Here is a 22,238-nt window from a genome sequence, read left to right on the forward strand (position 1 = left end):
CTCCACCGAGGGGTCCTTGCGGCAAGCCGGCCCGTCCGGCGGGCGACCTGTGGTAGGCAGGGCTGATGATCAGTTGACTCCCTCTCGACCAGCAACTTGACTCCCTTCGCGCGGTGCTGTCCCGTAACGACGTGTTGACGGAGGTCCTGTCGCGGGCGGCGACGCTGGAGCTGCCCGGGTGGTATGTGACGGCCGGCTGCCCGTTCCAGATCGTGTGGAACGTCGTCACGGGCAGGCCGCCGACGAACGGCATCAAGGACTACGACTTCTTCTGCTTCGACGGCGGCGACCTGTACTGGGAGGCCGAAGACACGGTGCTCAAGGCCGGTCGGAAAGTCTTCGTCGGCCTGCCCGCGGAGGTGGGGATCCGCAACGAAGCGCGGGTCCACCTCTCGTACCAGGACAAGTTCGGTCTCCCGTGTCCGCCGTATGACTCGACTGAGGCGGCGATCGACAGTTTCGCCGCGACGACCTGCTGCCTCGGAATACGTGTGGAGGTGGACGGCCGGTGGCGCGTGCATGCGCCGCACGGCCTGTCGGACGTGTTCAACCTCGTTGTCCGTCCGAACCCGATGCTCGCTCCACGGGCGCTTTATGAGATCAGCGTAGGCGGCCCAGCCCCCTGGCGGATGCCTGCTGCCACTGGACGCGAGAAGGAGGGAGGTCTTCGGAGGCGCGCCGGCAGTGAGTACGAGCCCTACGGCACAGAGGTCCCGCAGGACGGGCTCGACCACGAGCTCCAGGTGCTCGTCGAGGAGCGCGGTCACCCGGGCTGAGTCGGGTCGAGCAGTCGAGCAGTGGGCCGCAAAATGGCCGAGGCCGTCCGCAGGACCTCGTTCACCCGCTTGAGCTGGGCTTTCGCCTTGCGCAGCGTGGCGAGCCCGGTACGGTCGTCGGGGTGAGCCGGTCGTCGCCGCACTCGTCGGCGTCGGTGTCGACCGGCCAGACCCCCTGTCACGTCATGCCCAGCCCAGAAGCAGGCGTTCAGGCTCGACGGTAGCTGTCGACCGGGCCGCCCCAGCCGCCGGGAGGCCCGTCAAAGTCGATCACGAGCGAGGAGCCGTCCGGGTCCACCTTCAGGTGACCGAGACCGCGCCCGCCGTCCTTGCCGCCCTGGCACGTGTAGGCGATGGTCGCGGATTCCTGGCCGTCCTTCTTCGTCGGCACGAAGGTGCCCATGCACGAGAGCTTCGCGCCCTTGGCTGTGGCCTTGCCGTCCTTGATGACGAGCGTGTCCAGCGTTGAGTCGTCGTGGGTGGCGATGTATTTCCAGGTGCCGGCCGCCCGCTCAAGGAGCGTGCCATGAGACGGAGCCGTGCCGACAGGCTTCTTCGCCACGCCGGCGGTGGCACTTGCCGTGCCGTCTGCCGTCTTCCCACCCGCGCTCTTGCCGCCGCACCCGGCGGCCGTTACGGCCACGGCGAGCGTCGCGGCCGCTATCCATCGCGCCTTGCGCACAACAACGTCCGTTCTCTCTTTGCGTCTTTACAACGCCCGTAAACGTAACAGGTGCCTGCGGGCGAGCCGATCATGCTCCTTGGCGTCGTCTCTTTTGGCCTCCGGGCTGGTTGGTCGTTTCGTGGCGGATCTGGTTGAGCGGCTGGTGCCGGATGATTTTCGTGGCCACGTCGGGGTGCACTTGGCGGCAGGGGTTCCACCGATCTTCGGTCCCGCATGCCCCACGAAGCACGCCTGGATCGAAGATTCACCTGATCACTGATCGGAACGGATTGCCCCTGTCGCTCGGGATCTCCGCTGCCAACCTGGACGACAGTCAGGGCCTGGTGCCGCTCGTACGAGGTATCCCGCCTGTTCGCTCCCGCCAGGGTCCGCGGCGCAGGCGACCCGGGAAACTGCATGGCGACAAGGGCTATGACTACGAACACTCGCGTCGATGGCTCCGCGGCCGCGGCATAAGCCATCGCGTCGCCCGGGAAGGTGTCGAGTCCTCACGGCGGCTCGGCCGCCACCGCTGGGTAGTCGAAAGGACGGTGTCCTGGCTGGGTAGCTGCTGCCGTCTCCACCGCCGCTACGAGCGCAAGGCCGGAGCGTGAAGAACCGCCGCATGTGCTCCTGAGCTCGACGTTCACCTGAGGGTTCGGTAGTCAGGTGATGGGTGGACCAGTTCCGGGTGTTCCACGACGTACCGATCGCCGTGGATCGCCAGCATCGCCCAGTGCCACGCCTCATCATGAAAGATGAGCCCGCGGTACGGGGCATCCTCCGGCTCGTACGGGTATCGCTGCAGAGCGGCTTCCTCGGCTTCCACCAGCGTCAGCCCACCATAATGCTGCATCGCCCATGCGTAGCCGCGCCGTTCGGACTGCAGACACTCGAGGTACTCCGCCTCACTCAACATCACGGCTCAACGCTAGACGACTCACCACCCAGCCGTGCGCGGCCGGGCGCCTCCTCCCGATAGGCGGCCAGCTTATCCAGGCAGCGCGGGGGCAGACCCGCAATGGAGTTGGTCAGGCGGGGGGAGTGCTGGGGTACATGACGCTCAGTCAACTGGTGCCTCGCAGGAGTAGATCACCAGTGTTTGTTCGGGCTGTTCGGCCAGATGAAAGGCGGTGTAGGCGTAGTTGATCACCCCGCGTCCCGGGCGTCGTAGCCGCTTTCGTCCGCTGTGCCGGGCCTGCACGTCGTATTGCGGCCACCAGGCGCGCACTTCGGGACTGCCCGTCTTCAGCTCGTCGATCAGCCGGCTGTATCGGGGGTCGCCCGGGTGGCGTCCGGCCAGTGTCCTCAGCCGGGCGAGCAGGCCGCGTGCCTCGCGCTCCCAGTCGACCAGAACAGTACGGGCGGTGGGTTCGAGGAAGACCCAGCGGGCGAAGTTCGCCGGCCGGTCCGCGGCCGCGGTGAGGTGCGGGAACAGCTCGTCGGCCGCCTGGTTGTAGCTGAGCACGTCGTAGGTGCCGCCGATGATGTATGCGGGGTGCGGCTGGAGCAGGAGCGGGACGGCTGCCGCCTCGGCGGCGAGCGGCTCGGGTTCTTCGGGTTCGGCCGCAACCGCGTGCCCGGCGAGCTGAAGGAGATGACCGCGCTCGTACCGGTCGAGTTGCAGTGCTGAGGCGAGGGCGTTGAGTACGTGGTCCGAGGCGCGGATGTCCCGGCCCTGCTCGAGGTACGTGTACCAGGTCGCGCTGATCCCGGCGAGCAGCGCGAGTTCCTCCCGGCGCAGGCCCGGGGTCCGGCGTCGGCCGGTGCGTGGCAGTCCGACCTGGTCGGGGGTGATCCGCTCTCTGCGGCTGCGGAGGAAGGCGCCCAGCTCACGGCGCTGATTCGGCTGTGTATGCATGGTGGATGGCATCTCTGGTTCCAGAATAAATGCATTCTGGATACCAGGCTAAAGCCCACGCAGACTGATCCCGAGCGGGAGGTGCAGCTCACACCGGTGATCTGTAGGTCACCGGCCAGCGAGTAGTGCGGAAGGAAGAGGCGGACATGGTGTCGGGAATCGACGGCAAGGTCGTGGCGATAACGGGAGCCAGCAGCGGCATCGGCGAGGCGGCCGCGCTCCTGCTGGCCGAGCGAGGCGCGCGGCTCGTGTTGGGTGCGCGCCGGTCCGAGCGCCTCGCGGAGCTGGTGGCGCGGATCGAGAAGTCGGGTGGTACGGCCGTGCAGACCCGCACGGACGTGACGCGACGGGACGACCTGCACGCCCTCGTCGCACTGGCCGGCGAGCGCTTCGGCCGGCTCGACGTGCTGGTCAGCAACGCGGGGGCCGGCACCATTTCGCCTCTGGACGATCTGAGGGTCGACGAGTGGGACGAGATGGTCGACGTCAACGTGAAGGGTGTGCTGCACGGAATCGGCGCCGCGTTGCCGGTCTTCCGAGCCCAGGGCGCAGGCCACTTCGTCACCATCGCCTCTACGGCCGCATTTCGCATAGTGCCGACCATGGCGGTCTACGCCGGGACGAAGTTCGCGGCCCGCGCCATCTGCGAAGGCTTGCGCCAGGAGGCAGGTGATTCTCTGCGGGTGACCTGCGTCTCGCCCGGCGCGGTAGGGACCGACTTCGCCGGGGCATCAACGAATCCGCAGGTGCGAGCACAGATCACGGAGATGCGCGACCGGATCGCGATCCCGCCTGAGGCGATCGCCCAAGCCATCGCGTTCGCCATCGAGCAGCCTGCAACCGTCGACGTGAACGAGATCGTCGTCCGGCCCACCGCCCAGAGCTGACCCGCTCGAGTTCGAGGCGGTCACGCGAGCGGTCACAAGTCGGTTGCGTCGGGACGCTGGACCGGTGTTGGGGCGGTTCGTGGTCGTCGTAGACCAGGGCCCAGGGTGGATGGCGGAGGACAGGCCGAGGCAGCAGGGTCCGTGCGCCGCTCTCGTCCGGCAGGGCGAAGCTCTGGAGGCCGAAATTGAGGGCCCCCGCCTGCATCGGCGGGAGAACGAGCTGATCGAGACAAGCGAAAACCTGGCCCCGGTGGTGTGCCCCCTCGCGCTGCCGTACGCAGACCGGCCGGGCTGCCGAGAGGAGTGGCGTCCGGATCCGATCTGACAGGCTTTGCGGGACGAAGCGTGGGCCAGCAGCTGCACGGCGTGTACATGATCACGGCCGTGCCTGCGAGGCAGACCGGGGCGCCGATGACGTTCCCCGGGTCGGGGCGGCGAAGGGCCTCGGCTGGGGCTCTCCTGAGCAGTGCTCACCGCTTGGCCGCCCCTGCGGACATGGATCAGCGACGACCGCGCCGCGCTGTGCGCCCACCAGCAGCTCACCGCCGCTGCCCGCGCCTGGGCGGCGGAGGGCAAGGACCGGCACCTCCTGTATCGAGGGGCGCGTCTTGCCGCCGCGCTGGACCTCATGCCGCAGCGCCGCGTGGGTCCCCAGGAGCAGGAGTTCATCCGTGCCTCGGTCGGGTTCCAGGACGCTGACCGTCGTGCCGAACGAGCCAGGGCCCGGCGCCTGCGCACTCAGCGCGGCTCTGACTGCACTGAGCCTGCTGGCCGTCGTTCTGGCCTCGATCGCGGTGGACAAGGGAGCCACCGCACGTGACCAGACCGCACACGCCCAGGCTCTGGCCCTGACCGCCGCGGCCGCCGATGCCCGCAACCAGGGCCTGCCCGAGACGGAACAGCTGCTGGCCATGGGCGCGGCGCGGTTGGACGGTATTGCCGCACCAGCCCGCGGCGCCCTGCTGAGCACGCCGGGGGACCTGCTGAAGGCCCGGCTGAGACCGCTGCCCGGTGAGTACCGGTGGCTCACGCACGTGATCTCCGCTTGAGTCAGCCGTAACCCGAGATCTTGTTTGTTCCGCGCGGACCATGGTTCTGATGTGCAGGTGCAGAAGGCGAAGTGCTGAGATTCGGCCCAATTCCGGTTCTCCCCCGGGATGATGAGCGGGTGACATCGGCGACATCTCAAGAGCTGCGCATCCGTACCGAGTCCGCGTCCGGCGAGAGCGACAATGGCCCGACGAGCTGAGATCCCTCTTCGACTGGTTGCGGCACGAGGACGCGCTGCGCGGACGCGTACGCGTCGAACACGCTCCGATCACGCCCGGCGAGATGGGCGGAGGCCTGGACGCCCTGGTGGTGGCCATCGGTCCCGGCGGCGTGGGCGCGGCCGCGGTCGGCGCGCTGATCGGCGCTCTGGCCACATGGTTCCAGCATCGCCGTGCGGACCTGCGGATCACCGTCACCAACGAGAACGGACGCACCGTCGAGGTGGACGGCAAGCGCGTCGATGTCCCCGCACTGGCCGAGGTCGTCGAACGGTTGCTGGCGGACGGGCAGGCAGGCGGGGACGGGGAGGGGACGCCGGAGTGACCCGGTTCCCGGATCCGGCTGGTTCGCGGGCCGTCCTGGTCGGCGTGAGCCGGTACCAGCACCCCAAACTGCCCGGGCTCCCGGCGGTGCGGGCGAACCTCGCCGATCTCAGGGCGGTCCTCACGGATCCGGTCAACGGGACTCTGCGGGAGGAGCACTGCGTCGTGGTCGACGAGCCCCGGGTCCCGACCGACTTCGGCATCCCCGTCACCGAGGCCGCCGGCGAGGCCACGGACGTACTGCTCGTCTACTACGCGGGTCACGGAGTCGTCGACGGGCAGGGCAGGCTCCATCTGGCCGTGTTCCACACCGACCCGGCTCGGACGAGCGTGACCGCGCTCCCTTACGACGTCCTGCGGGAGGCGATGGTCGACAGTCCCGCGGCGGTCAGGGTGCTGGTGCTGGACTGCTGCTTCTCCGGTCGGGCGACCGGACCGATGGGGGACGGGCAAGGGCTGATCAGCGGGCAGATCGACATCGCCGGCACGTACGTCCTCGCCTCGTCATCGGCGACCAAGCCCTCGCGGGCTGTGCCGGGCGCGACCCACACCGCCTTCACCGAGGCACTGCTCACGGCGCTGCGCCGCCCGGATCCGCTCACCCTCGACGCGTTGTTCGACAAGGTGCACCACCACCTCCTCGCCCGGTCATTACCACTGCCCCAGCGGCGGGTGATGAACACGGCGGGAGGCCTGACCCTGGTGAAGGGTCCGCCTACCGCGGCGCACCCTGGCGACACGCCCCACACCGAGGAGGCGCCGCCGATCCGGCGGAACCGGCGCGGGCTCCTGGTCGCGGGCTCCGCCGCCGGTCTGGCCCTCGGTGCCGCGGCCCTGGAATGGCTGGTCAAAGGCGGGCCGGGCCATGACACATCGAGCTCCAGCGGGCCGTCGTCGAGTGGCTCCCCGGCGATGAAGGTGACCGGTGCACCCTCTCCCGGGCAGACCCTCGCCGCTCACAAGGGCCCCGTCCTGTCGGTGGCGTTCCGCCCCGGCGGAGAGATCCTGGCCAGCGCCGGCGCCGATCGGACGATCCGGCTGTGGAAGGTGACCGACCCGGCGAAAACGGCACCGCTCGTCTCTCTCACCGCCCCCACGGACAACGTCGACGCGGTGGCGTTCAGCTCCGACGGTGGCTTCCTGGCCGGCGGCGGCAACGACAACGCGGTCCGGCTGTGGAAGACGACCGATCCCGCGAAACCGAGACTGCTCAGCCGGCTGACCGGCCACACGGGCGCGGTCTTCTCGGTCGCCTTCAATCCCGACAGCACCATCCTCGCCAGCGGCAGCGCGGATCTGACGCTCCGTCTCTGGAATGTGTCGGACCCCGTGAAGCCGACACCGATGGGCCGCCCCGGCCCCGGCCACACCGACGCCGTCCTCTCCGTGGCGTTCAGTCCCGACCAGAGCCTCATGGCCACCGGCAGCGCCGACAATTCGATCCGGCTGTGGAACGTGGCCACCCCGCCGGCCACCGTGGGCCTACCCATCCCGGGTCACAAGAACCGCGTCCACAGTGTGGCGTTCAGCCCCGACGGCAAGATCCTGGCCAGCGCAGGCGGGGACCGGACGGTCCGCCTGTGGAATGTGACCGACGTCGCGAACCCGACGCAGATCGGTGCCCCGCTATCCGGTCACACGGACGCGGTCTACTGCCTCGCCTTCACCACCGACGGCAAAGTCCTGGCCAGCGCCGGCGCCGACAAAAAGGTCCGCCTCTGGAACCTGACCGACCCGGCCGAACCGAAACCACTCGGCCACCCTCTCGTCGGCCACACCGGCGCCGTTCACTCGGTCGCCTTCACCACCGACGGCAAGCTCCTCGCCAGCGCCGGTGCCGACAACAAGATCCGCCTCTGGTCGGTCGCCCGCTGACAACGGCTGACACAAAGAGGTGGATCGGCGCTGATGGCCGTGTCCGGGTGGCAGTTGAGCGTGCGGTGCGATGTGGGGATGTCGCCGTGGATTCTCACGCTGCGGCAGTAGCGGCTCCCAGCGGCGAACGACAGGCCGACATCCACGAAGCATTCCCAAGACGCGCCTGCTGACTGATCACCCACCGGCACTGCAGAGGGCTCCCGGTTCGAAGCCGGTGGACGACCGGGTGTGCCTGACTTCTCCGGTTGCGATCCTGCTTGCAGTGCGACCGCGACGACGATGTGCAACTGCTGTCGCCGGCTGCCGCGGCGCTGCTCCTCGGCGGCAACAGCGTCGTGGGTCGGGACTCGGGTCAGGGGGTGTAGACCTCAGGGCCGTCGTTCGCGGTGGTGGCCTCGGTCGGGGTGATGTAGCCGTAGGTGATGTTGCAGGCGGCTGTCCAGTACGACTGGTTGAGCTGCGTCTGGCCACGGTCGTTCCAGTTGAGGTAGTACGAGTGCCCGCAGTCGTCGTGGCCGCCGATGTAGAACCGCTCATCGGTGCTCGCGCCCACGGTGATGACCTGCCAGGAGAAGACGCTGCTCCCCTTGCAGACGCGGTAGCTCGCGCCGTGCGCGGTCTTGGCCCAGTCCGAGCAGCCCGGGTCCGCAGCGTGGGCCGAGGCGGCCCCCGTGCCGAGAAGGCCGACGGCCGCGAGGCCGAGAGCTGCCAGGCTGGTGGAGATGTGTCGACTCATCCGTTGACCTGCACCGTCGGCCCGTCGTCAGACTGGCTGGCCTCGGTCGGGAACATCGCCGCGTAGCTGACGTTCCTGCCGGTGGCGCCGGCGGTGCCTGCGCCGAGTCCCATGAGGCCGGCGGCTGCGATGCTGAGCGCGGCGGCGGTGGCCATGCGCCTGATCATGTTTCTCCTGGAGGTTGGATCAGCCGGCGTCGGTTTCGGGACCGGACCAGTGGCCGGTTTCCTGCGGCCGCAGGATCGCCTCGAAGGTCAGGTCGCCTGCGGTGCAGGTGAACGTCGGGGAGTGATTGAAGTCCCAGACCTGGTCGTTCTTGTCGTTCCAGTTGATGCCGTAGACATCGCCGCAGCCGCTCGCGAGGCGGAGGTAGAAGCGCTCGTCGGTGCTCGCGAACGTCGGGTCGACGGCCCAGGTGGCGTAGGCGCGGTCCCAGGCGAGGTAGCGCAGACACACCGTGTAACGGGCCGGGCGCTGGTGGCCAGGCCGAGGGCCGCGAGGCCGCGGGTGAGGATGCGTCCGTTCATGGTACGGCTCACGCCTCTGCGACGGGGCCGCTGTAGTGGTAGGACTCGGTGGGCCACAGCTGGGCGTCGATCCCCCCGTTGGCCTCGCCGGCGGGGCAGCTGATCGCCAGCTGGCCGACGTTCTGCCCCGACTGGTAGATGTCGTTCCAGTCGGCGTTGTAGCCGTTCTGGCAGCCGCCGCTGATCTGGAGATGGAAGCGCTCGTCAGTGGTGTGGTAGGTGGTGTTGACCGCCCACTTCACGACGGCGTGGGCGTAGTCGATGTAGTCGATGCAGATGCGGTACTCGGTCTTGTAGTTGCTCCACATCTGGTCGGAGCAGCTCAGGGTGTCGGCGTGCGCGGCACCGGCTCCCAGGCCCACGGTGCCAGCGGTCGCGAGCCCCAGAGCGGCGGCGGCGTGGATGAGTGTGGCGAGTTTGCTTTTCATGTGTCCCCCATGCGAGTTGGTCTTTGCGCTTGTTCGCCACGAACTGACAGGAGAGAGACCCCCCGTTGGGAGGCAGGTTGCACCACTCCCATGTCAGATCGCAGCTGGAGTGAGTGCAGGCCGTGGTGCGCAGGTGCCTGCTCAGCCTGGCTGGTGGGCCGATGGAGTCAGGCGCCGGGAAGGTAGTACCAATCCTGGTAGTAATTCTCTCCGTTGGCGTTGCACCCGTTCTCCGGGAATCCATAGGTATCCCCGTAGCCACCGTCAAGGCATACCCGGTATTGGAAGTTGAAGTAGTTGAGGTAGCCGTCTGCGCTGCGGGTGCTGGCCCATTCTTGGGACGGTGAGTTGTCGCAGGTGCGCGGAGACACCTCCTTGCTGGCTCCGCCGGGCGGCCCGGCCTGGTTCAGGACAGTGAGGCACTTGTCCAGGCGCGTGCTGCGGATCCGGACGTTGGCGTAGGCGTGGTTGGGTGCGTCGGGATAAACGGACTCGAGATTCCAGTCATCCTCGTTGCCCCACATGCCGCACTCACTGATGAAGCTGCCTTGGTAGGGGTTGGCCCTGATGCACTGGCCGCCATCTGCGCTGAGGGCCCGGAGGCCCAGCTGCTGATTCTCGATCCAGATCGAGGCGGACGCCGTTCCTGTCACGGCTGTGAAGACGGTGGCGGTCATGACGGCGAGAGTGAGTGCAGATCTCAGTATTGCCTTCATGGTGCAGCTCCTTTTGGCATCTCATGAAAGTGACGGCTTTGTGTCGCAAGGCTGGCCGCTCTGAGCCCTGGTGCAATCCTTGACGCGCAATCCAGAGCAACACCGGTTGTCAAGCCGAAGTTCGGTTGGCCTTCGCGCTCCCTGGTGCAATGCCGTGTGCTTCATGTCGACCGATCGGGGTCGGGATCCTGCTCCAGACATGCTCACCAGTTGGATCCAGCCACCCCCCTCGGTCGCATCAAGTCCGGAATGCGAAGGCACTCTCCACACGTATTGCCGGCCCACTCGTCTTCGGTCAGCCCTGCTACGGGAACGCTATGGACACGCATCCGTCGGCCGTCCTAGATTCGTCCTAGTGCGAGGTCAGCGGGGGTTGGCGCTAATCGTCACGTGCCGGGGGAAACATGAGATTCGGCTTACTGGGGCCGTTACACGCCCAGATCACCGGACGCGAGGTCCGGTTCAACGGGCCGCGGCAGGCCAAGATGCTGGCCGCACTTCTGATCGACGCCAACGACATCGTTGCCATGGAACGGCTCGTCGCCGTGATGTGGGACGGGAAGGCGCCTGCCACTGCCGTCCGCCAGGTCCAGGACGCCGTCTCCGGACTGCGTCGCAACCTCGTAGCCTGCGGAGCACCAGCTTCCTTGATCAGTACGCGGCGCGGCGGCTACGAGATCCACCTGGCCCCGGATCAGCTCGACCTGCTGGAGTTCGACCACGAGCGGCGCCTCGCCGAACGGCACACGGCCCCGTTCGAGACAGCTGTCGCGCTACGGCGGGCGCTGGCCTGCTGGCGTGGAAACGCCCTGGTCGACATCCCCAGCCGGGCCCTGGAGCTCGATGCGGCACGGCTGAACGAAAGACGCGCGGCCACGCACAAACAGTGCCTGGCCATCGAACTCGACCTGGGGCGTCATCGGGAGGTCATCGACGAACTGACCGCCCTGCTCCGCGAGAACCCCTACGACGAGGACGTCGCCGAACACTTGATAGTCGCCCTCTACCGGTGTCGGCGACAAGGCGAGGCGCTGCAGGTGTACGAGCGGCTGCGCCGGACACTGGCCGACGAACTCGGCGTCGATCCCACCCCGCCGCTCCAGGCGCTGCATCAGCGCATCCTGACCGCAGATCCCGCCCTGGCGGCTCCGGTCCCACCAAGCGGTTTCTCAGACACACCACCGGAGAGTCCTGACGCGGCGGCAGCCGGGCTGGCAATGGGGATGCCCGTGCGTCAACTACCGTTCGACGTCTCCGACTTCGTGGGCCGGGCCGAGGCACTGGCCGAGATCGCTGGACTGCTCGACGGGTCGGCGCCGAACCGGGCCCCGGTCGCCGTCATCACGGGCGGTCCCGGTGTCGGCAAGTCCTGCCTGGTGACGCATGCCGCGCGGCTGGCGAGCGGCGCCTTCCCCGACGGCCAGCTCTACCTCAACCTCGCCGCGACATCGGACGAGCCGCGGGATCCGGGGCTGATGCTGGCCGAGGCGCTGCGCGCGCTCTCGATCGCCGGCAGCGCGATCCCGAACGGCCTGTTCGAGCGGGCCGCGCTCTACCGGTCGTTGCTGGTGGACCGCCGCATGCTGGTGGTGCTGGACGATGCCGGTCACGCCGATCAGGTGCTGCCGTTGCTACCCGGGGCCGACGGCTGTGCCGTGTTGATCACCAGCCGCACTCTGCTGACGCAACTTCCCGGCGCTCGGCACATCGACCTTGACGTGCTGAGCCCCGCAGAGGCGCGGGAGTTGTTCACCGGAATTGTCGGGCGGCGGCGGGTCGAGCGGGAACCGGCGGAGGCCGACGCGATCCTCGACTGCTGCGGCAACCTGCCGCTGGCGATCCGGATCGCCAGCGGCAAGCTCACGGGCCGCCCGGCTTGGTCGCTGCGGGTGTTGCGGGAACGGATCGAGGATGAGTCCCGGAGGCTGGCCGAGCTGAGTATCGGGGATCTCAGCGTGCGAGCCAGCGTCGAACTGAGCTTGCGGCTGCTGCCGGTTGACGCGGTGCGCGCGCTGAGCCTGCTTGGACTGCTCGGTGCCTACACCCTGCCCGGCTGGGTGGTCGGCCCGTTGCTGGACCGCTCGGACGCAGAGGAGGTGCTGGACACTCTCGTCGATGCCAGCCTGGTTCGGCTGACCGCCACCGACGCCATCGGCCAGCCGCGCTACCGGCTGCACGACCTGATCAGGACCTGTGCCGTGGAGATCGCTGCCCCGCTGCCGGTGACGGAGAAGCGGGACGCGATCATCCGAGTGCTGTCCGCCTGGCTCGAACTGGTCGGGCGCGGCACCGATCGACTGCCGGCGGCCGGGTTGTTGGCCGCCGCCCCCGGTTCGGCACCGCGCCGGCCGCTGCCCGATGCGGTCGTGGACCGGCTGATGGCCGATCCGTTCGGCTGGTTCGACGCGGAAAGCGACAACCTGCTCGGCGCGGTGAAACTGGCCGTGGATTGGGGCCTGGACGAGTTGGCCTGGGAGCTGGCGGCCGGCACGGCGACCTACTACGACCACCGGTGTCTGTATCAGGACTGGCAGCACGGGCACCAGCTCGCGTTGGAGGCGGCCGAGGCCGCCGGCAACGTGCACGGCACATCGGTGCTGCTGCGCGGTCTTGGCCAGCTGCACATCTACCGAGACGAGTACGACCAGGCCACCCGTGCCCTGGAGTCGTCCGTCGGGCTGTGCCGGGACGGTGGGGACAAGCGCGGCGAGGCGTTGTCAATGGCGATGCTGAGCACGGTCAGCCGCGTACAGGGCCGTGACGACGAAGCCCTCGAACGTGTCGAGCAGGCGCTGGCCATCGCGGTCGGTGTGGGTGACCGGCACATCGAAGCGCAGCTGTCCTGCTCAATGGCCGTGATGACGCTCATGCAGGGCAAACTCGACGAAGCGGAGCTGTGGTTCAACGGAGCCTTGCGTCAGGCCAGGGCACTCGACGACGGGCACCGGGTGGCGGTCGTGCTGCGGCGGTTCAGCCGGCTGCACGATCGGCGCGGTGATCCGGACGAGGCGCTGCGCTGCCTGTGGCAGGCGTTGGCCACCTTCGAGGAACTGGCCGACGAACGGTGCGCCGCGTACACGCTGCTGGAAGTCGGCCGCGTGTACGCCGGTCAACACGACCGGGACCGGGCGAACCCGGCGTTGGAGCGCGCGGCGGGGCTGTTCCAGCGGCATGGTGACCGCCAGGACGAGGCCACGTGCTGGCAACTGATCGGCGACCTGGACGCCGCCGCCGGCGTCCACCACATGGCGCACCGGCACCGAGGGCGGGCGCTGCGGCTGTGGGAGATGATCGGAGACATGAACCAGACGAAAGCTCCGGCTCGACCATCGTCGCCGTGATGCGGGCCACGCTGGCTCTCGGCCGGCGTGAGCGCCAAGGACCCCCCATCGCGCTGGTGTCGCCTGCGGCTCCGAGCGTTGCCCTGCGCGTTGTCAGTCTGATGCCCTACGCTGCATCACAGCGGCAGGACGCGCACGCCGCTCACTCTTGCGCACGGCTCCCACGCAGCCAGCGCGAACAGGGTCAAGGTCCTCCGGGCCCGCGCCACCACGGTACGGCTATGCCGATGTCACGGTGGGGCGTTCCGACCGAGGTGGCTGCACCCACTGCGCCCGGAAGGTGGCAGCCGCACGGCGTCGTCTGTCTGCTGCAGAGGCGGTGGACATGATGCGGGCCGCCGGGGTCGAACCGCTGGAGGACTACCCCGGCGTCGACGCGCCGTGGAAGTCCCGTTGTCTGAACCCCCAATGCCCGGGCGTGTGGAACGGCGCGCCTGCTGACATCCGCCCCCGCTTGTCGGACGTGCGAGTGAGCAAACGGTCGGCCTGCATGTACTGCGTCCGACGCGCGGTGCGTCCTGAGCGCGCCACCCAGCAAATGACCGAGCGAGGAGCGCTGCCGGTTGAGGAGTACCCAGGGGCGTTGAAGCCATGGAAGTGCCGGTCGCCATCGAAGAGATGTGTGCGGCGGGGGCGGAGCCCCTGGATCCTTACCCTGGCGTCAACGCGTAAGTCCGCCGCTCGGATGAGGTAGACGCGACCGCAGGCCGACGCATGGCTGCACCCTCTAGCGCCAGAGTGGACCGCATGCTGAGAGTGAATACGCTGCCGAACGTACCGCGTTGGGCGCAACGTGCCGCTGTGGGCGCCGCGTTGAGTTATGTGCCCTCGGGGTTGTGGCGCTTGGCGATCGCAGTGGGCCTTCCTGTCGGACTGGCCCAGTCCGAGTACGAGCAGGTGCACGCCCCTGGCTGGGGTTCGTTCTACCTCATCGGCCTCAGCCTGGTCTCCGAGCTCTTGGCGTTCCTCACCGCTGCTCCTGTGGGGTCCGCTACTGGGCGCTGTCACGGTGCACTACTACCGCCGCCGGACCACCTTCTCGCCCGTACCGGTGGAGCGGCCGGTGGACAAGCAACCAAGAGCGAGGGGTTACGAGTGGATCTGGTACTCGACCGCCGCGCGGAGTCCCGCCGATCCTGCTGACATGAGGCTCGACGAGGCGCTTGCCGTGACGCCCGACTGGGGCGAGCCCCGTGTGCTGCGGCGCCCGGGCCAGTACTCGGCGAAGGCAGGTGCTCTGGGAGTGCTGCGAGTTCGAGAGGGAAGTGTTCTGGCACTTCGCGGTGTCGTACTTGTCCTTGGGCTTTTAGCGGTGCGTCCAGCCGCACAGTCCGGTGGTGTGGTGGATGCAGTGGTGGGCGGTGTTGGTGGATGACAGAGTCGCCGCTGATGCGGCCGGTGCGCTGAAGCAGACACCGCCGAGGGCCACGGCTGAGGCGGCGAGACGTGCGCGCAAAGGAACCCCCCTTTCGGCGCGGCCTCCGCCCTGGCCGTCGACGGATGCGGAACCGTCGGCGCGGCCGCAGCGCGAACAGCGGTGTGAGGCGATTGACGATCCGGGCGTCCGCGGACTTCGAGATTCCGAGCAGGGGTGCGATCCGGCGCCGCGTCAAGTACGTGCGACGTTACGCCGCAAACGGCAGAACGCGGTCCTCCAGGGGAAGGCTGCACGGCCGGCCTCGAAGGACCGCATCCGCTCCCTCGCGGCGCAGGGCGGTCAACAGTTCGCCGAAGCGGCGCGGGCCCAGCCCGGTGGACGGGCCTGTCCAGGCTCCTCCGCTGCGGCGGGCCACTGCAACGTACTACGTAGTATCGTATTACGTAGTAGTCGCCAGGAACGAAGGAGGTGCCTGATGCCGCGTCAACGGGACCGCGTCGGATGGGCCGAACCCGCGCTGCTGATCCTGGCCAGCCTGGCCGACGGACCGAAGCACGGCTACGCGATCATCAAGGACGTCGAGGAACAGACTTCCATCAGGCTGGGACCGGGCACGCTGTATGCCGCCATCGCGCGGCTGGAGGAACGGGGCCTGGTCGCGCCGGTGGACGAGGACGAGCGTCGGCGGCCCTACCGGCTCACGGCGGAAGGCCAGACCGTGCTCGACGACAAACTCCGGGCGATGGCCCGCTTCGCACGCACCGGGTTGACCCGGTTGGGGGTGGCAAACGCGTGATCGGCATGGCGGCCCGGTTGGCCTTGCGGGCATATCCTCCCTCGTTCCGGGAGCGCTACGGTTGCGAGCTTGAAGCACTGGTCGAGGACACCGGCGCAGGCCCAAGCGTCGTCGCAGACCTCCTTATTGGCGCGCTGCGGGCATGGCTTCGCCCAGTGATGCCCGATGGGTCCGCCGAACGGCGCCGCCGCCGCATGCAGGCAAGCGTCGCCACCACCTGGGTCACCTGGTGCGCGGCACTGTATGCCCTGCCGATGCTGCGCTTCATCCTGTCCGAGGAGCCCTGGCCGACTCCGGATTTGGTAGGTCGACTACTCGACGTCGCCCAGTACGCCATGTACGGCGCCGGCCTGATCCTGCTGGTCGGCGCCCTCGCACTCCTTGCGGAATCCTCCAGAACCGGCAGCTGGGCCGCGTGGCGCCCGCTGGTGGCTCTTGTCCCGACGCTGCCCACGTGGCTGATCGCGCCGTTCCTCCTGGCATTTGCCTCCATCGACCCGGTCTCCTATTGGGTCGGGGCCTTGGGGATGCTCGGGCCGGCAGCGTTCCTCATTACCGCGGCGGTGACACCGGCTGTCGTCGTCACCCGGTGCCGACCATCTGCGAAGGTGTTGCGGCTGCTTGCCCTGTCCGGTGTTGCGGTGGCGTTCGCCGTGACGACGACAGGCATCGCCTGCGTCGCGACGTTCACCATGAATACCGCTGACGCGGCCCAGTTGGTCATGATGCTCATCACCGTGGCCGCTTCTACGGTAGCCCTGATCAGCTCCGGTCGCGGAGCCAAGGCCGCGCTCCACAGGGAGCAGCCGGTGGATGTCGATGGTGACGTGTGAGTGACGCGGTGGTGCTCCCACTCCAGCCGGGGGCCCGCCAGCTGCAGCTGCTCGTCGTGCTCACCCGGCGGAAGCTAGGAACGCCTTCGGGTTGGCCTCGCGTGGTCGCCGACCAGGGGCTGCGTGTGCGGCGGGAGATGTCGGCGACGTACGCCTTGTGGTCGTAGCGGCTGTAGGAGCCGCCCCTGACGAGCTTCCTGTTCGGGGGCGGCGTCGGGGCCGGATTGCGCTTCGCGCGGACGGCCTGGTCTCTGCCGCGACGCGAGTAACCGCTTCGTCAACGCATATCTCGGCAGCGACGACCCACTTGTGCGGGTGCTTGTTGACGGTGGCGGAATGGAACGAGGACTCGTCGGTCATGTGCAGGTCTGTCCCATGAAGGTTCGGCCCCGCTCCAAGGCCGTGGTCATTCCGGGAGACGTGACAGCGTTCAGTCCGTTACGTCAACTCCCGGGTGCGGCCACGAGCGGCGGCCGCACCCGGGAAGCATCAGTCCGTGAGATCCGCCGGGCAGTTCGGCCTCCATGACGCCCGCTTCGATGCAGGCGGTCCACCTATGGCGAGGGCCTGACGGCCGACCAGGACGCGTGTCCGGGCGGTCGGCCGTACCTGGTCGAGGAGCTGGAGCGCCGGCCGTACGCGCACCGTGGCACGCGCGTCGCGGCCCACCAGTTCCTCCACCGCGTCGGCCGTGGTGGGTGCGGCCGCCAGGACGTGGGAGATGACCTTGCGGCGACGCGTCTGCACCCGGTCGACGGTGACGCAGCGGAGAAGGTGTATGCCGTCGGCCGGGCCGGACAGGACCCGGTGGGGGGCTTCTTCCAGGCTCTGCGCGTCGTACACGCCACCGATGGGCAACATCAAAGTCCCCTGCAGGTCGGCGACGACGAGCCAGTCCGGTTGGACCGGGACCAGGAGCGCGAGGCCAACCACCGGCGGTCGCCGCGTTCTACGACCCACCGATGCCGGCAGAGGCCATGGGAGTTGCGTAACCATCGCCGCAGTGGATGTCCAGTTCAGCACGGGTGGGCGTCAGGTGACTTGGACGTCACGGTGGTGGTTGGTCGTGGCAGGGTCCTTGGCAGTGTTCGGGGTGTGCGGACTTCTGGGTGATCTGCTGTTGCCGTGAATCAGCCAACATGGATCACGACGGGCGCGGGTGCCGGCGCGGTGATCGCAGGCGTGCTGGGGGCCTGGGCATCGCCGCTGATCGGTTCCTCGCCTTCACTGGTGACACCGCCTGCGAGCGGGCCGGTGGTTTTGGGTGGGCGTGCCGTGTCCGGGGCCTGTGCGAGTCCGGTGGCCCACAACTGGTCGACACGCGAGCGCTCGGTGGCGTTCGGGTAGCGGTCGGTGCAGGACGGGCCGGCGCTGCCGCCCGACATCAGCTCACTGCAGGGCCCGCCGTAGTCGTCCGGCAGGCCGAGCACGTGCCCGGTCTCGTGGGTGACGACGCGGACCGAGTCGTACTGCTGGTTCTGGGTGTAGTCGAGGAAGACGTAGCCGCTTCCGTGGCCGTTGGTGGAGGTGTAAGAACCTCGCGGGTCGTTGCCCTCGCGGTAGGAGAAGTCGGCACCACCGGTTGACGCCTCCTGGAGCTTGACGTTGGACTCGGAGCTGTTCCAGATCGAGGCCGCGCTCGCTATCTGCGAACGGAAGCTCGGTGCCTGGGAGGCGTTGTAGTAGACAGTCACCGACTGCGCGTTCGGCTGGGCGGCACGCTTCTCGGCGACGGACTTGAGCACGGCCTCGAAGAACGCCTTGTTGTCCGCGGCCTCCTCAAGCGACCCGGTGTACTGCGCCACGGAGGTACCCGTGGCGGGGGACGGGGTGTCGGCCGTCTGGGCGCTGGCCGGCACCGCCGCGCCCAGCGCGTTGGATGCCAGACCCAGGCCGAGAGCGAGGGCGAGGAGTCTCGCGGACGTTCGGGACGACTTCATGTGGGGGGCTCCTACTCACTCGCTGACGCCGAGCGCCCGGTGTGGGTCGACTCTGTGTGAACACCGGTTCCGAACTGCGGCGACGTCCTGTGGGTCGTCATTCTTAGAACGGCTCGACAGGGAGCGCAAAGGGTCCCCGCCACTACGTCGCCTCGTAGGTACCGGGGCCTTTCCAGGGCAGCGCACGGGCCTCCGGTCCGCACATGGCGGGCAGGACGGAAAGCTGTCGCAGCGTCAGAAGCCTTACATCACACGGCAACGGGCGTGCGGCAGACCGGGGGAATCCCAAGACGCACGGCGGGATTCACATCCGACCCAAGACGGACAAATACTCGAATATCTGCCATGTCGCCTCTACTAAGCGAGCCGGTTTGTGGGCGGGGCACTGTGACCGACGCCATAGAACATGAGCTTCCGCTTCTTTCGCGCCCCACCGACCCCGGGGCGCCCCAGGAGAGTCATCCTCGGCGCCGGGTGGCATCCCTCGCCGCTGAGCGCCGCCGCTCCGTCCTGATCAGGGCGGAGCGGCGGGCCCGGCGAGCGGCGCGGGGGGGGCGATGAGTTCCGCGCCCGTCTTCAGCGACGTGCGCGCCGCACCCGGCTGCTTGCTCGTGCCTCTGCGTGGAGGTGCAGGGGGATGGACTGCCGTGGTGGGGTCGCGGTGCCGTGGACCGTGCAGCCGTCGTCTGTGGAGGTGATGGAGCGGTAGGCCGTCGTGAGCGTGGGGTTGCGTGTGGGCACGGGCTGCCGGTGCGTTTCCTGCCCGGGTGCATCGAATTGGGAGGCGGGGCCGGTTGGGGCGTTCACGGCGGTGCGGAAGGGGTCGCCTGGGGATCGTAGTGTCAGGCCGCCATTGTCGGTTGATTTATGGCTAATGTCCGATTCGGCATCGGTTCAGGGTCCGGCGGCGGTGATCCACCGGAATACGTCGACGTGGATCGCGATATGGGTGACGATGGCTCTCGGCCGGCGAATGGTGATCTGATCGAGTGTGTTCAGCGGCCTGGCACGGAGGACTGCAAAGAGCAGCAGGCGGCTCATCAGCGCGGACTCAGGTGTGGTCACCGTGACCGACACGGCCGGCAACACCTACCGGCCGGCCGGGCAGATCAACGACCACGGCGACAGGCCATAGCTTCCTGTACACGGCGCACAGGCGCCCAGGCCTGCTACTAGCCCGGCCGCCGGGAGAGCCAACGGAGTGTGAGCGTGTGGTGGCGATGGCGGGGATCGCCACCACACGTACGTGGCGACTCATGGTCCCCGGAGCAGACGCCAGCGTCTGCCGCATCCTCCCATTGATCAACTTCCCGCCGTCGAAACCGCGGGTGCTCTGACCCGCCGTCTCGTATCCCTTGACGGACTGGGAGTCCAGGATCACCGCCACGGTGCGGGGATTGAGACCGCCGTGAACACGGATCAGCTGGTGCAGCTCGGCATGGATGCGCGCCAGGTCGCCACTCGCCTCGGTGGCTGCGCGTCGCTCGGTGGATCGAGGTCCCCGGAGCTGGTTGATTCCTCGCCTCACCAGGATGCGGTGGAGGGTCGTCGGCGCGAGTGTGACGCCGTGCAGCCGTTGTAGGTCGTCGGCGAGCCGGGCCGGTCCGTGCTTGGTCTGCTGTCGCAGCGCCTCCACCAGGTCGGTGCCCTCATGGGTGCGGGCGGGGCGGGAGGAGTGGTCGAGCAGTCCCTTCTCGCCGAGCGCGCGCCAGCGGGCGTACCACTTGGCCAGGCGGCGGCGGGAGATTACGGCTTTCGCAGCGACGGGTGCGATCTCACGTCCGGCGTCGATCCGCCGGCACAAGCGCAGACGTCCTTCGGGGTCAGCGGCGCGTCCGATGTCCCCTGCTGGTGGCGTTCTTGGATTCGGCGGCCGCGTTCATCGGGAGCCCTGGGGTCTCCGGGCTCCCGCGTGAGCGGCTGTGCGTGGCGTCAGCGTGCGAACTTTTCGATGGCCGCCGGGGTGACGGGGGTGAAGAAGTTCACGAGGTTGCCGTCGGGGTCGCGGAACAGCAGCGACCGGTTGCCCCAGGGCATCGTGGTGGGCTCGTTGACGAAGTCGGTGACGAAGCCGGACAGGTTCTGGTGAACGTGGTCCACGTCGTCGACGAGGAACTCGGTGATCACGCTGTGGTTGTCCGCCGGGCGGGCAGAGCCCGGGGCGAACAGCGGGACCGTGCGAGTGCCGGCGATCGCGAGGGTGGCGCCCGGGGTCTTGAGTTCGGCGAAGTCTTCGGTGGCCCACGTCGCCCGCGCCCCGGTGGCTCGCTCGTAGAACTCGACGAGGCGCGCTACGTCGCTGGTGATGATGCGGATCGAGACGAAGTCCATGGGGATCTCCTTGGCTGTGTGGAGGCGTGCACGTCGCAGGCTAGGAGAAATAGTGGACAGAATCGGTCCTGTATTCGCGCTATGTTGTGCACATGCCTCGACCCACTGGCCGCGTGCTGACACTCCTGGAGCTGCTGCAGTCGGGCGGCACCCGGACGGTGGCGGATCTCGCAGACCGGCTCGGCGTCGAAGGGCGCACCGTGCGGCGGTATGTGCACCAGCTGATCGACCTGGACGTGCCCGTGGAATCGGTGCGCGGCCGCTACGGCGGGTACCGGCTCGCCCCCGGGTACCGCTTGCCTCCGCTCATGCTCAGCGACGACGAGGCGCTGGCCGTACTGCTCGGCCTGGTCGCCGGCCGCCGGGCAGGGCTGACGACGACGCAGCACACGGCAAACGAGACTGCATCGGCCAAGATCCGGCGGGTGCTGCCCAAGCACATCGCCCGCCGACTCGACACACTCCTGGAATCCCTCGCCTTCACGGAGCAGCCCGGAGAGTTCGACACCCCGGACGCCGGGGTCCTGCTCACCATCGCCGATGCGGTGCGCCACCGCCGACCGGTCTCGATCCGTTACACCGACCGCGACGGACGGCGCAGCGAACGCACACTGCACGCGTACGGAATCGTCACCCATGCGGGCCGGTGGTACGTCACGGGCACGGACGTCCGGATCGGCGAGGACCGAACCCTCCGGTTCGATCGCATTGCCGACGCGAGGACCCTGCCCGGCTCATTCGAAGCGCCGGCGGGGCCCGGTCCGGCGCAGCGCGTGTTGTCAGGGTTCGCCACGGCTGAGTACCAGCATGAGGTGACCTTGCGGATCCACGCGACTGCTGAGCAGATCCGCGCTCATCTTCCCGCCAGCGTCGCGAGACTGGAAGAGCACGGCCCCGCGGCAGGCGAGGACCGGGCAACCGAGCGCTGGCTGCGCGTCGAGCTGCGAGCGGAGCGGCTCGACTGGTTGCCTCCGGTACTCGCCTCACTCGACCGGCCGTTCGTCATCGAGCGCCCCGATGAACTACGCGCCCTCGTCACCGAGTTCGCCGATCGCCTCGCGTCCTACGCCCGCCAAGCCTGACAGCGAGGAACCAATGTCATGAGATGGCACAACCAGCCTCGTCCGCCGCGAGGCTGTCAGGCTTCTTGCGCGGCCTGCCCCGTCCGATCCGCGGGACGCGAACCTTCTCCAACACGAGCTTGATCACCCCCCTCCCGCGACTACCGCCGCACCGTGGCCGGCCCACGCCACGCGCCCCTCGTCGACCACCTCGTCGAAGCCGCCGACGATGCCGTGGTCATGTCGCACGAGACGGCGGACCGTGCTGCCTACGATGCCGCCAACGCCGCCCTCCTGGAACACGCCGATCGACTCGTGGCCGTCTGGAACGGGGAGCCGCCCAGCGGAAAGGGCGGGGGCACGGCGGACGTGGTCCTCCGGGCACGGGCGCAGGGACCGCCCGTGGACGTGGTGTGGCCGGACGAGGCCCGTCGGACCGGCTGACCCCGTCACGGATCCACCGCATGACCTCGGGGTCGGCATTGATGGCGGC

Annotated in this window: 22 protein-coding genes and 6 pseudogenes; 13 read left to right on the forward strand and 15 right to left on the reverse strand. The window is 68.5% G+C overall.

Annotated elements, in window-relative coordinates; all coding sequences use genetic code 11:
• Window positions 1-113: 113 nt before the first annotated feature.
• Window positions 114-629 (forward strand): annotated as a pseudogene (locus ACIGXP_RS34820) (nucleotidyltransferase family protein); the annotation flags it as partial.
• A 355-nt stretch (window positions 630-984) separates the two neighbouring features.
• Here ACIGXP_RS34820 and ACIGXP_RS34825 read toward each other — a convergent pair.
• Complete coding sequence (locus ACIGXP_RS34825; protein ID WP_399775314.1) at window positions 985-1,458, reverse strand: hypothetical protein; 474 nt, start codon at window positions 1,456-1,458, stop codon at window positions 985-987.
• A gap of 224 nt (window positions 1,459-1,682) precedes the next feature.
• Here ACIGXP_RS34825 and ACIGXP_RS34830 point away from each other — a divergent pair.
• Window positions 1,683-2,042: pseudogene (locus tag ACIGXP_RS34830) on the forward strand (transposase); the annotation flags it as partial.
• Window positions 2,043-2,086: 44 nt separating this feature from the next.
• Here the strand turns inward: ACIGXP_RS34830 and ACIGXP_RS34835 are convergent.
• Window positions 2,087-2,359 (reverse strand): hypothetical protein, encoded by a 273-nt coding sequence (locus ACIGXP_RS34835; RefSeq protein ID WP_399775549.1) that lies wholly within the window; start codon window positions 2,357-2,359, stop codon window positions 2,087-2,089.
• Window positions 2,360-2,503: 144 nt separating this feature from the next.
• A complete protein-coding gene (locus ACIGXP_RS34840) occupies window positions 2,504-3,301 on the reverse strand; it encodes a helix-turn-helix transcriptional regulator (RefSeq protein ID WP_399775316.1) in 798 nt (265 codons plus the stop codon).
• A 149-nt stretch (window positions 3,302-3,450) separates the two neighbouring features.
• On the opposite strand from ACIGXP_RS34840, the gene ACIGXP_RS34845 reads away from it, so the two are divergent.
• The 5 genes from ACIGXP_RS34845 to ACIGXP_RS34865 all read left to right on the forward strand — a co-directional run bounded on the left by ACIGXP_RS34845 (window position 3,451) and on the right by ACIGXP_RS34865 (window position 7,655).
• On the forward strand, window positions 3,451-4,188 hold the full coding sequence (locus ACIGXP_RS34845; RefSeq protein ID WP_399775550.1) for an SDR family oxidoreductase: 738 nt from the start codon (window positions 3,451-3,453) through the stop codon (window positions 4,186-4,188).
• A gap of 466 nt (window positions 4,189-4,654) precedes the next feature.
• Window positions 4,655-5,008 (forward strand): hypothetical protein, encoded by a 354-nt coding sequence (locus tag ACIGXP_RS34850; protein WP_399775318.1) that lies wholly within the window; start codon window positions 4,655-4,657, stop codon window positions 5,006-5,008.
• Window positions 4,893-5,237, forward strand: a complete 345-nt coding sequence (locus ACIGXP_RS34855) for a hypothetical protein (protein WP_399775570.1) — start codon at window positions 4,893-4,895, stop codon at window positions 5,235-5,237. Before ACIGXP_RS34850 ends, ACIGXP_RS34855 begins: the two co-directional genes overlap by 116 nt.
• 196 nt (window positions 5,238-5,433) lie before the next feature.
• Window positions 5,434-5,781: a hypothetical protein gene (locus ACIGXP_RS34860; protein WP_399775552.1), complete on the forward strand. Its 348-nt coding sequence runs from the start codon at window positions 5,434-5,436 to the stop codon at window positions 5,779-5,781.
• Complete coding sequence (locus ACIGXP_RS34865; RefSeq protein ID WP_399775320.1) at window positions 5,778-7,655, forward strand: caspase family protein; 1,878 nt, start codon at window positions 5,778-5,780, stop codon at window positions 7,653-7,655. The genes ACIGXP_RS34860 and ACIGXP_RS34865 overlap by 4 nt, the downstream gene beginning before the upstream one ends.
• A 355-nt stretch (window positions 7,656-8,010) precedes the next feature.
• On the opposite strand, the gene ACIGXP_RS34870 is transcribed toward ACIGXP_RS34865, so the two are convergent.
• The 6 genes from ACIGXP_RS34870 to ACIGXP_RS34895 all read right to left on the reverse strand — a co-directional run bounded on the left by ACIGXP_RS34870 (window position 8,011) and on the right by ACIGXP_RS34895 (window position 10,811).
• Window positions 8,011-8,394, reverse strand: a complete 384-nt coding sequence (locus ACIGXP_RS34870; RefSeq protein WP_399775322.1) for a hypothetical protein — start codon at window positions 8,392-8,394, stop codon at window positions 8,011-8,013.
• Entirely contained in the window at window positions 8,391-8,549 is a 159-nt protein-coding gene (locus ACIGXP_RS34875; protein ID WP_399775324.1) for a hypothetical protein, read from the reverse strand. The genes ACIGXP_RS34870 and ACIGXP_RS34875 overlap by 4 nt, the downstream gene beginning before the upstream one ends.
• A 31-nt stretch (window positions 8,550-8,580) precedes the next feature.
• On the reverse strand, window positions 8,581-8,850 hold the full coding sequence (locus tag ACIGXP_RS34880) for a hypothetical protein (protein WP_399775326.1): 270 nt from the start codon (window positions 8,848-8,850) through the stop codon (window positions 8,581-8,583).
• A gap of 79 nt (window positions 8,851-8,929) precedes the next feature.
• A complete protein-coding gene (locus tag ACIGXP_RS34885) occupies window positions 8,930-9,349 on the reverse strand; it encodes a hypothetical protein (RefSeq protein ID WP_399775328.1) in 420 nt (139 codons plus the stop codon).
• Between the two features lie 167 nt (window positions 9,350-9,516).
• Window positions 9,517-10,026, reverse strand: a complete 510-nt coding sequence (locus ACIGXP_RS34890) for a hypothetical protein (protein WP_363220948.1) — start codon at window positions 10,024-10,026, stop codon at window positions 9,517-9,519.
• 467 nt (window positions 10,027-10,493) lie between these two features.
• Window positions 10,494-10,811 (reverse strand): hypothetical protein, encoded by a 318-nt coding sequence (locus ACIGXP_RS34895; RefSeq protein ID WP_399775572.1) that lies wholly within the window; start codon window positions 10,809-10,811, stop codon window positions 10,494-10,496.
• Between ACIGXP_RS34895 and ACIGXP_RS34900 the strand changes: the two are divergent.
• Window positions 10,713-11,129 (forward strand): annotated as a pseudogene (locus ACIGXP_RS34900) (BTAD domain-containing putative transcriptional regulator); the annotation flags it as partial. The gene ACIGXP_RS34895 and the pseudogene ACIGXP_RS34900 overlap by 99 nt on opposite strands.
• Before the next feature lie 153 nt (window positions 11,130-11,282).
• Entirely contained in the window at window positions 11,283-13,406 is a 2,124-nt protein-coding gene (locus ACIGXP_RS34905) for a tetratricopeptide repeat protein (protein WP_399775554.1), read from the forward strand.
• 1,505 nt (window positions 13,407-14,911) lie between these two features.
• Here ACIGXP_RS34905 and ACIGXP_RS34910 read toward each other — a convergent pair.
• Window positions 14,912-15,199 (reverse strand): annotated as a pseudogene (locus ACIGXP_RS34910) (IS5/IS1182 family transposase); the annotation flags it as partial.
• Between the two features lie 60 nt (window positions 15,200-15,259).
• Between ACIGXP_RS34910 and ACIGXP_RS34915 the strand changes: the two are divergent.
• Window positions 15,260-15,580 (forward strand): PadR family transcriptional regulator, encoded by a 321-nt coding sequence (locus ACIGXP_RS34915; protein ID WP_399775330.1) that lies wholly within the window; start codon window positions 15,260-15,262, stop codon window positions 15,578-15,580.
• Window positions 15,577-16,413, forward strand: coding sequence for a hypothetical protein (locus ACIGXP_RS34920; protein ID WP_399775332.1), 837 nt, complete (start codon window positions 15,577-15,579; stop codon window positions 16,411-16,413). The genes ACIGXP_RS34915 and ACIGXP_RS34920 overlap by 4 nt, the downstream gene beginning before the upstream one ends.
• A gap of 489 nt (window positions 16,414-16,902) precedes the next feature.
• Here ACIGXP_RS34920 and ACIGXP_RS34925 read toward each other — a convergent pair whose 3' ends face one another.
• The 5 genes and pseudogenes from ACIGXP_RS34925 to ACIGXP_RS34945 form a co-directional block, all read right to left on the reverse strand.
• The gene (locus ACIGXP_RS34925) at window positions 16,903-17,274 is read right to left on the reverse strand and encodes a hypothetical protein (protein WP_399775334.1); all 372 of its coding nucleotides are present in this window, start codon (window positions 17,272-17,274) and stop codon (window positions 16,903-16,905) included.
• 422 nt (window positions 17,275-17,696) lie between these two features.
• Window positions 17,697-18,353: pseudogene (snpA, locus tag ACIGXP_RS34930) on the reverse strand (snapalysin); the annotation flags it as partial.
• An 894-nt stretch (window positions 18,354-19,247) separates the two neighbouring features.
• A complete protein-coding gene (locus ACIGXP_RS34935) occupies window positions 19,248-19,430 on the reverse strand; it encodes a hypothetical protein (RefSeq protein ID WP_399775336.1) in 183 nt (60 codons plus the stop codon).
• Window positions 19,405-20,157 carry a helix-turn-helix domain-containing protein gene (locus ACIGXP_RS34940; RefSeq protein ID WP_399775338.1) on the reverse strand — a complete coding sequence of 251 codons (753 nt, stop codon included), beginning with the start codon at window positions 20,155-20,157 and terminating at the stop codon, window positions 19,405-19,407. Before ACIGXP_RS34940 ends, ACIGXP_RS34935 begins: the two co-directional genes overlap by 26 nt.
• Window positions 20,158-20,285: 128 nt before the next feature.
• Window positions 20,286-20,684, reverse strand: coding sequence for a VOC family protein (locus tag ACIGXP_RS34945; protein WP_399775340.1), 399 nt, complete (start codon window positions 20,682-20,684; stop codon window positions 20,286-20,288).
• 92 nt (window positions 20,685-20,776) lie between these two features.
• Here ACIGXP_RS34945 and ACIGXP_RS34950 point away from each other — a divergent pair, with 92 nt between their 5' ends.
• Both ACIGXP_RS34950 and ACIGXP_RS34955 read left to right on the forward strand, forming a co-directional pair.
• Complete coding sequence (locus ACIGXP_RS34950) at window positions 20,777-21,766, forward strand: helix-turn-helix transcriptional regulator (RefSeq protein WP_399775342.1); 990 nt, start codon at window positions 20,777-20,779, stop codon at window positions 21,764-21,766.
• Between the two features lie 129 nt (window positions 21,767-21,895).
• Window positions 21,896-22,189, forward strand: a pseudogene (locus tag ACIGXP_RS34955) (hypothetical protein); the annotation flags it as partial.
• Between the last annotated feature and the right edge of the window lie 49 nt (window positions 22,190-22,238).

This window comes from Streptomyces sp. NPDC053069 (genome assembly GCF_044546895.1).
In the GTDB taxonomy this organism is placed as follows: Bacteria; Actinomycetota; Actinomycetes; order Streptomycetales; family Streptomycetaceae; genus Streptomyces.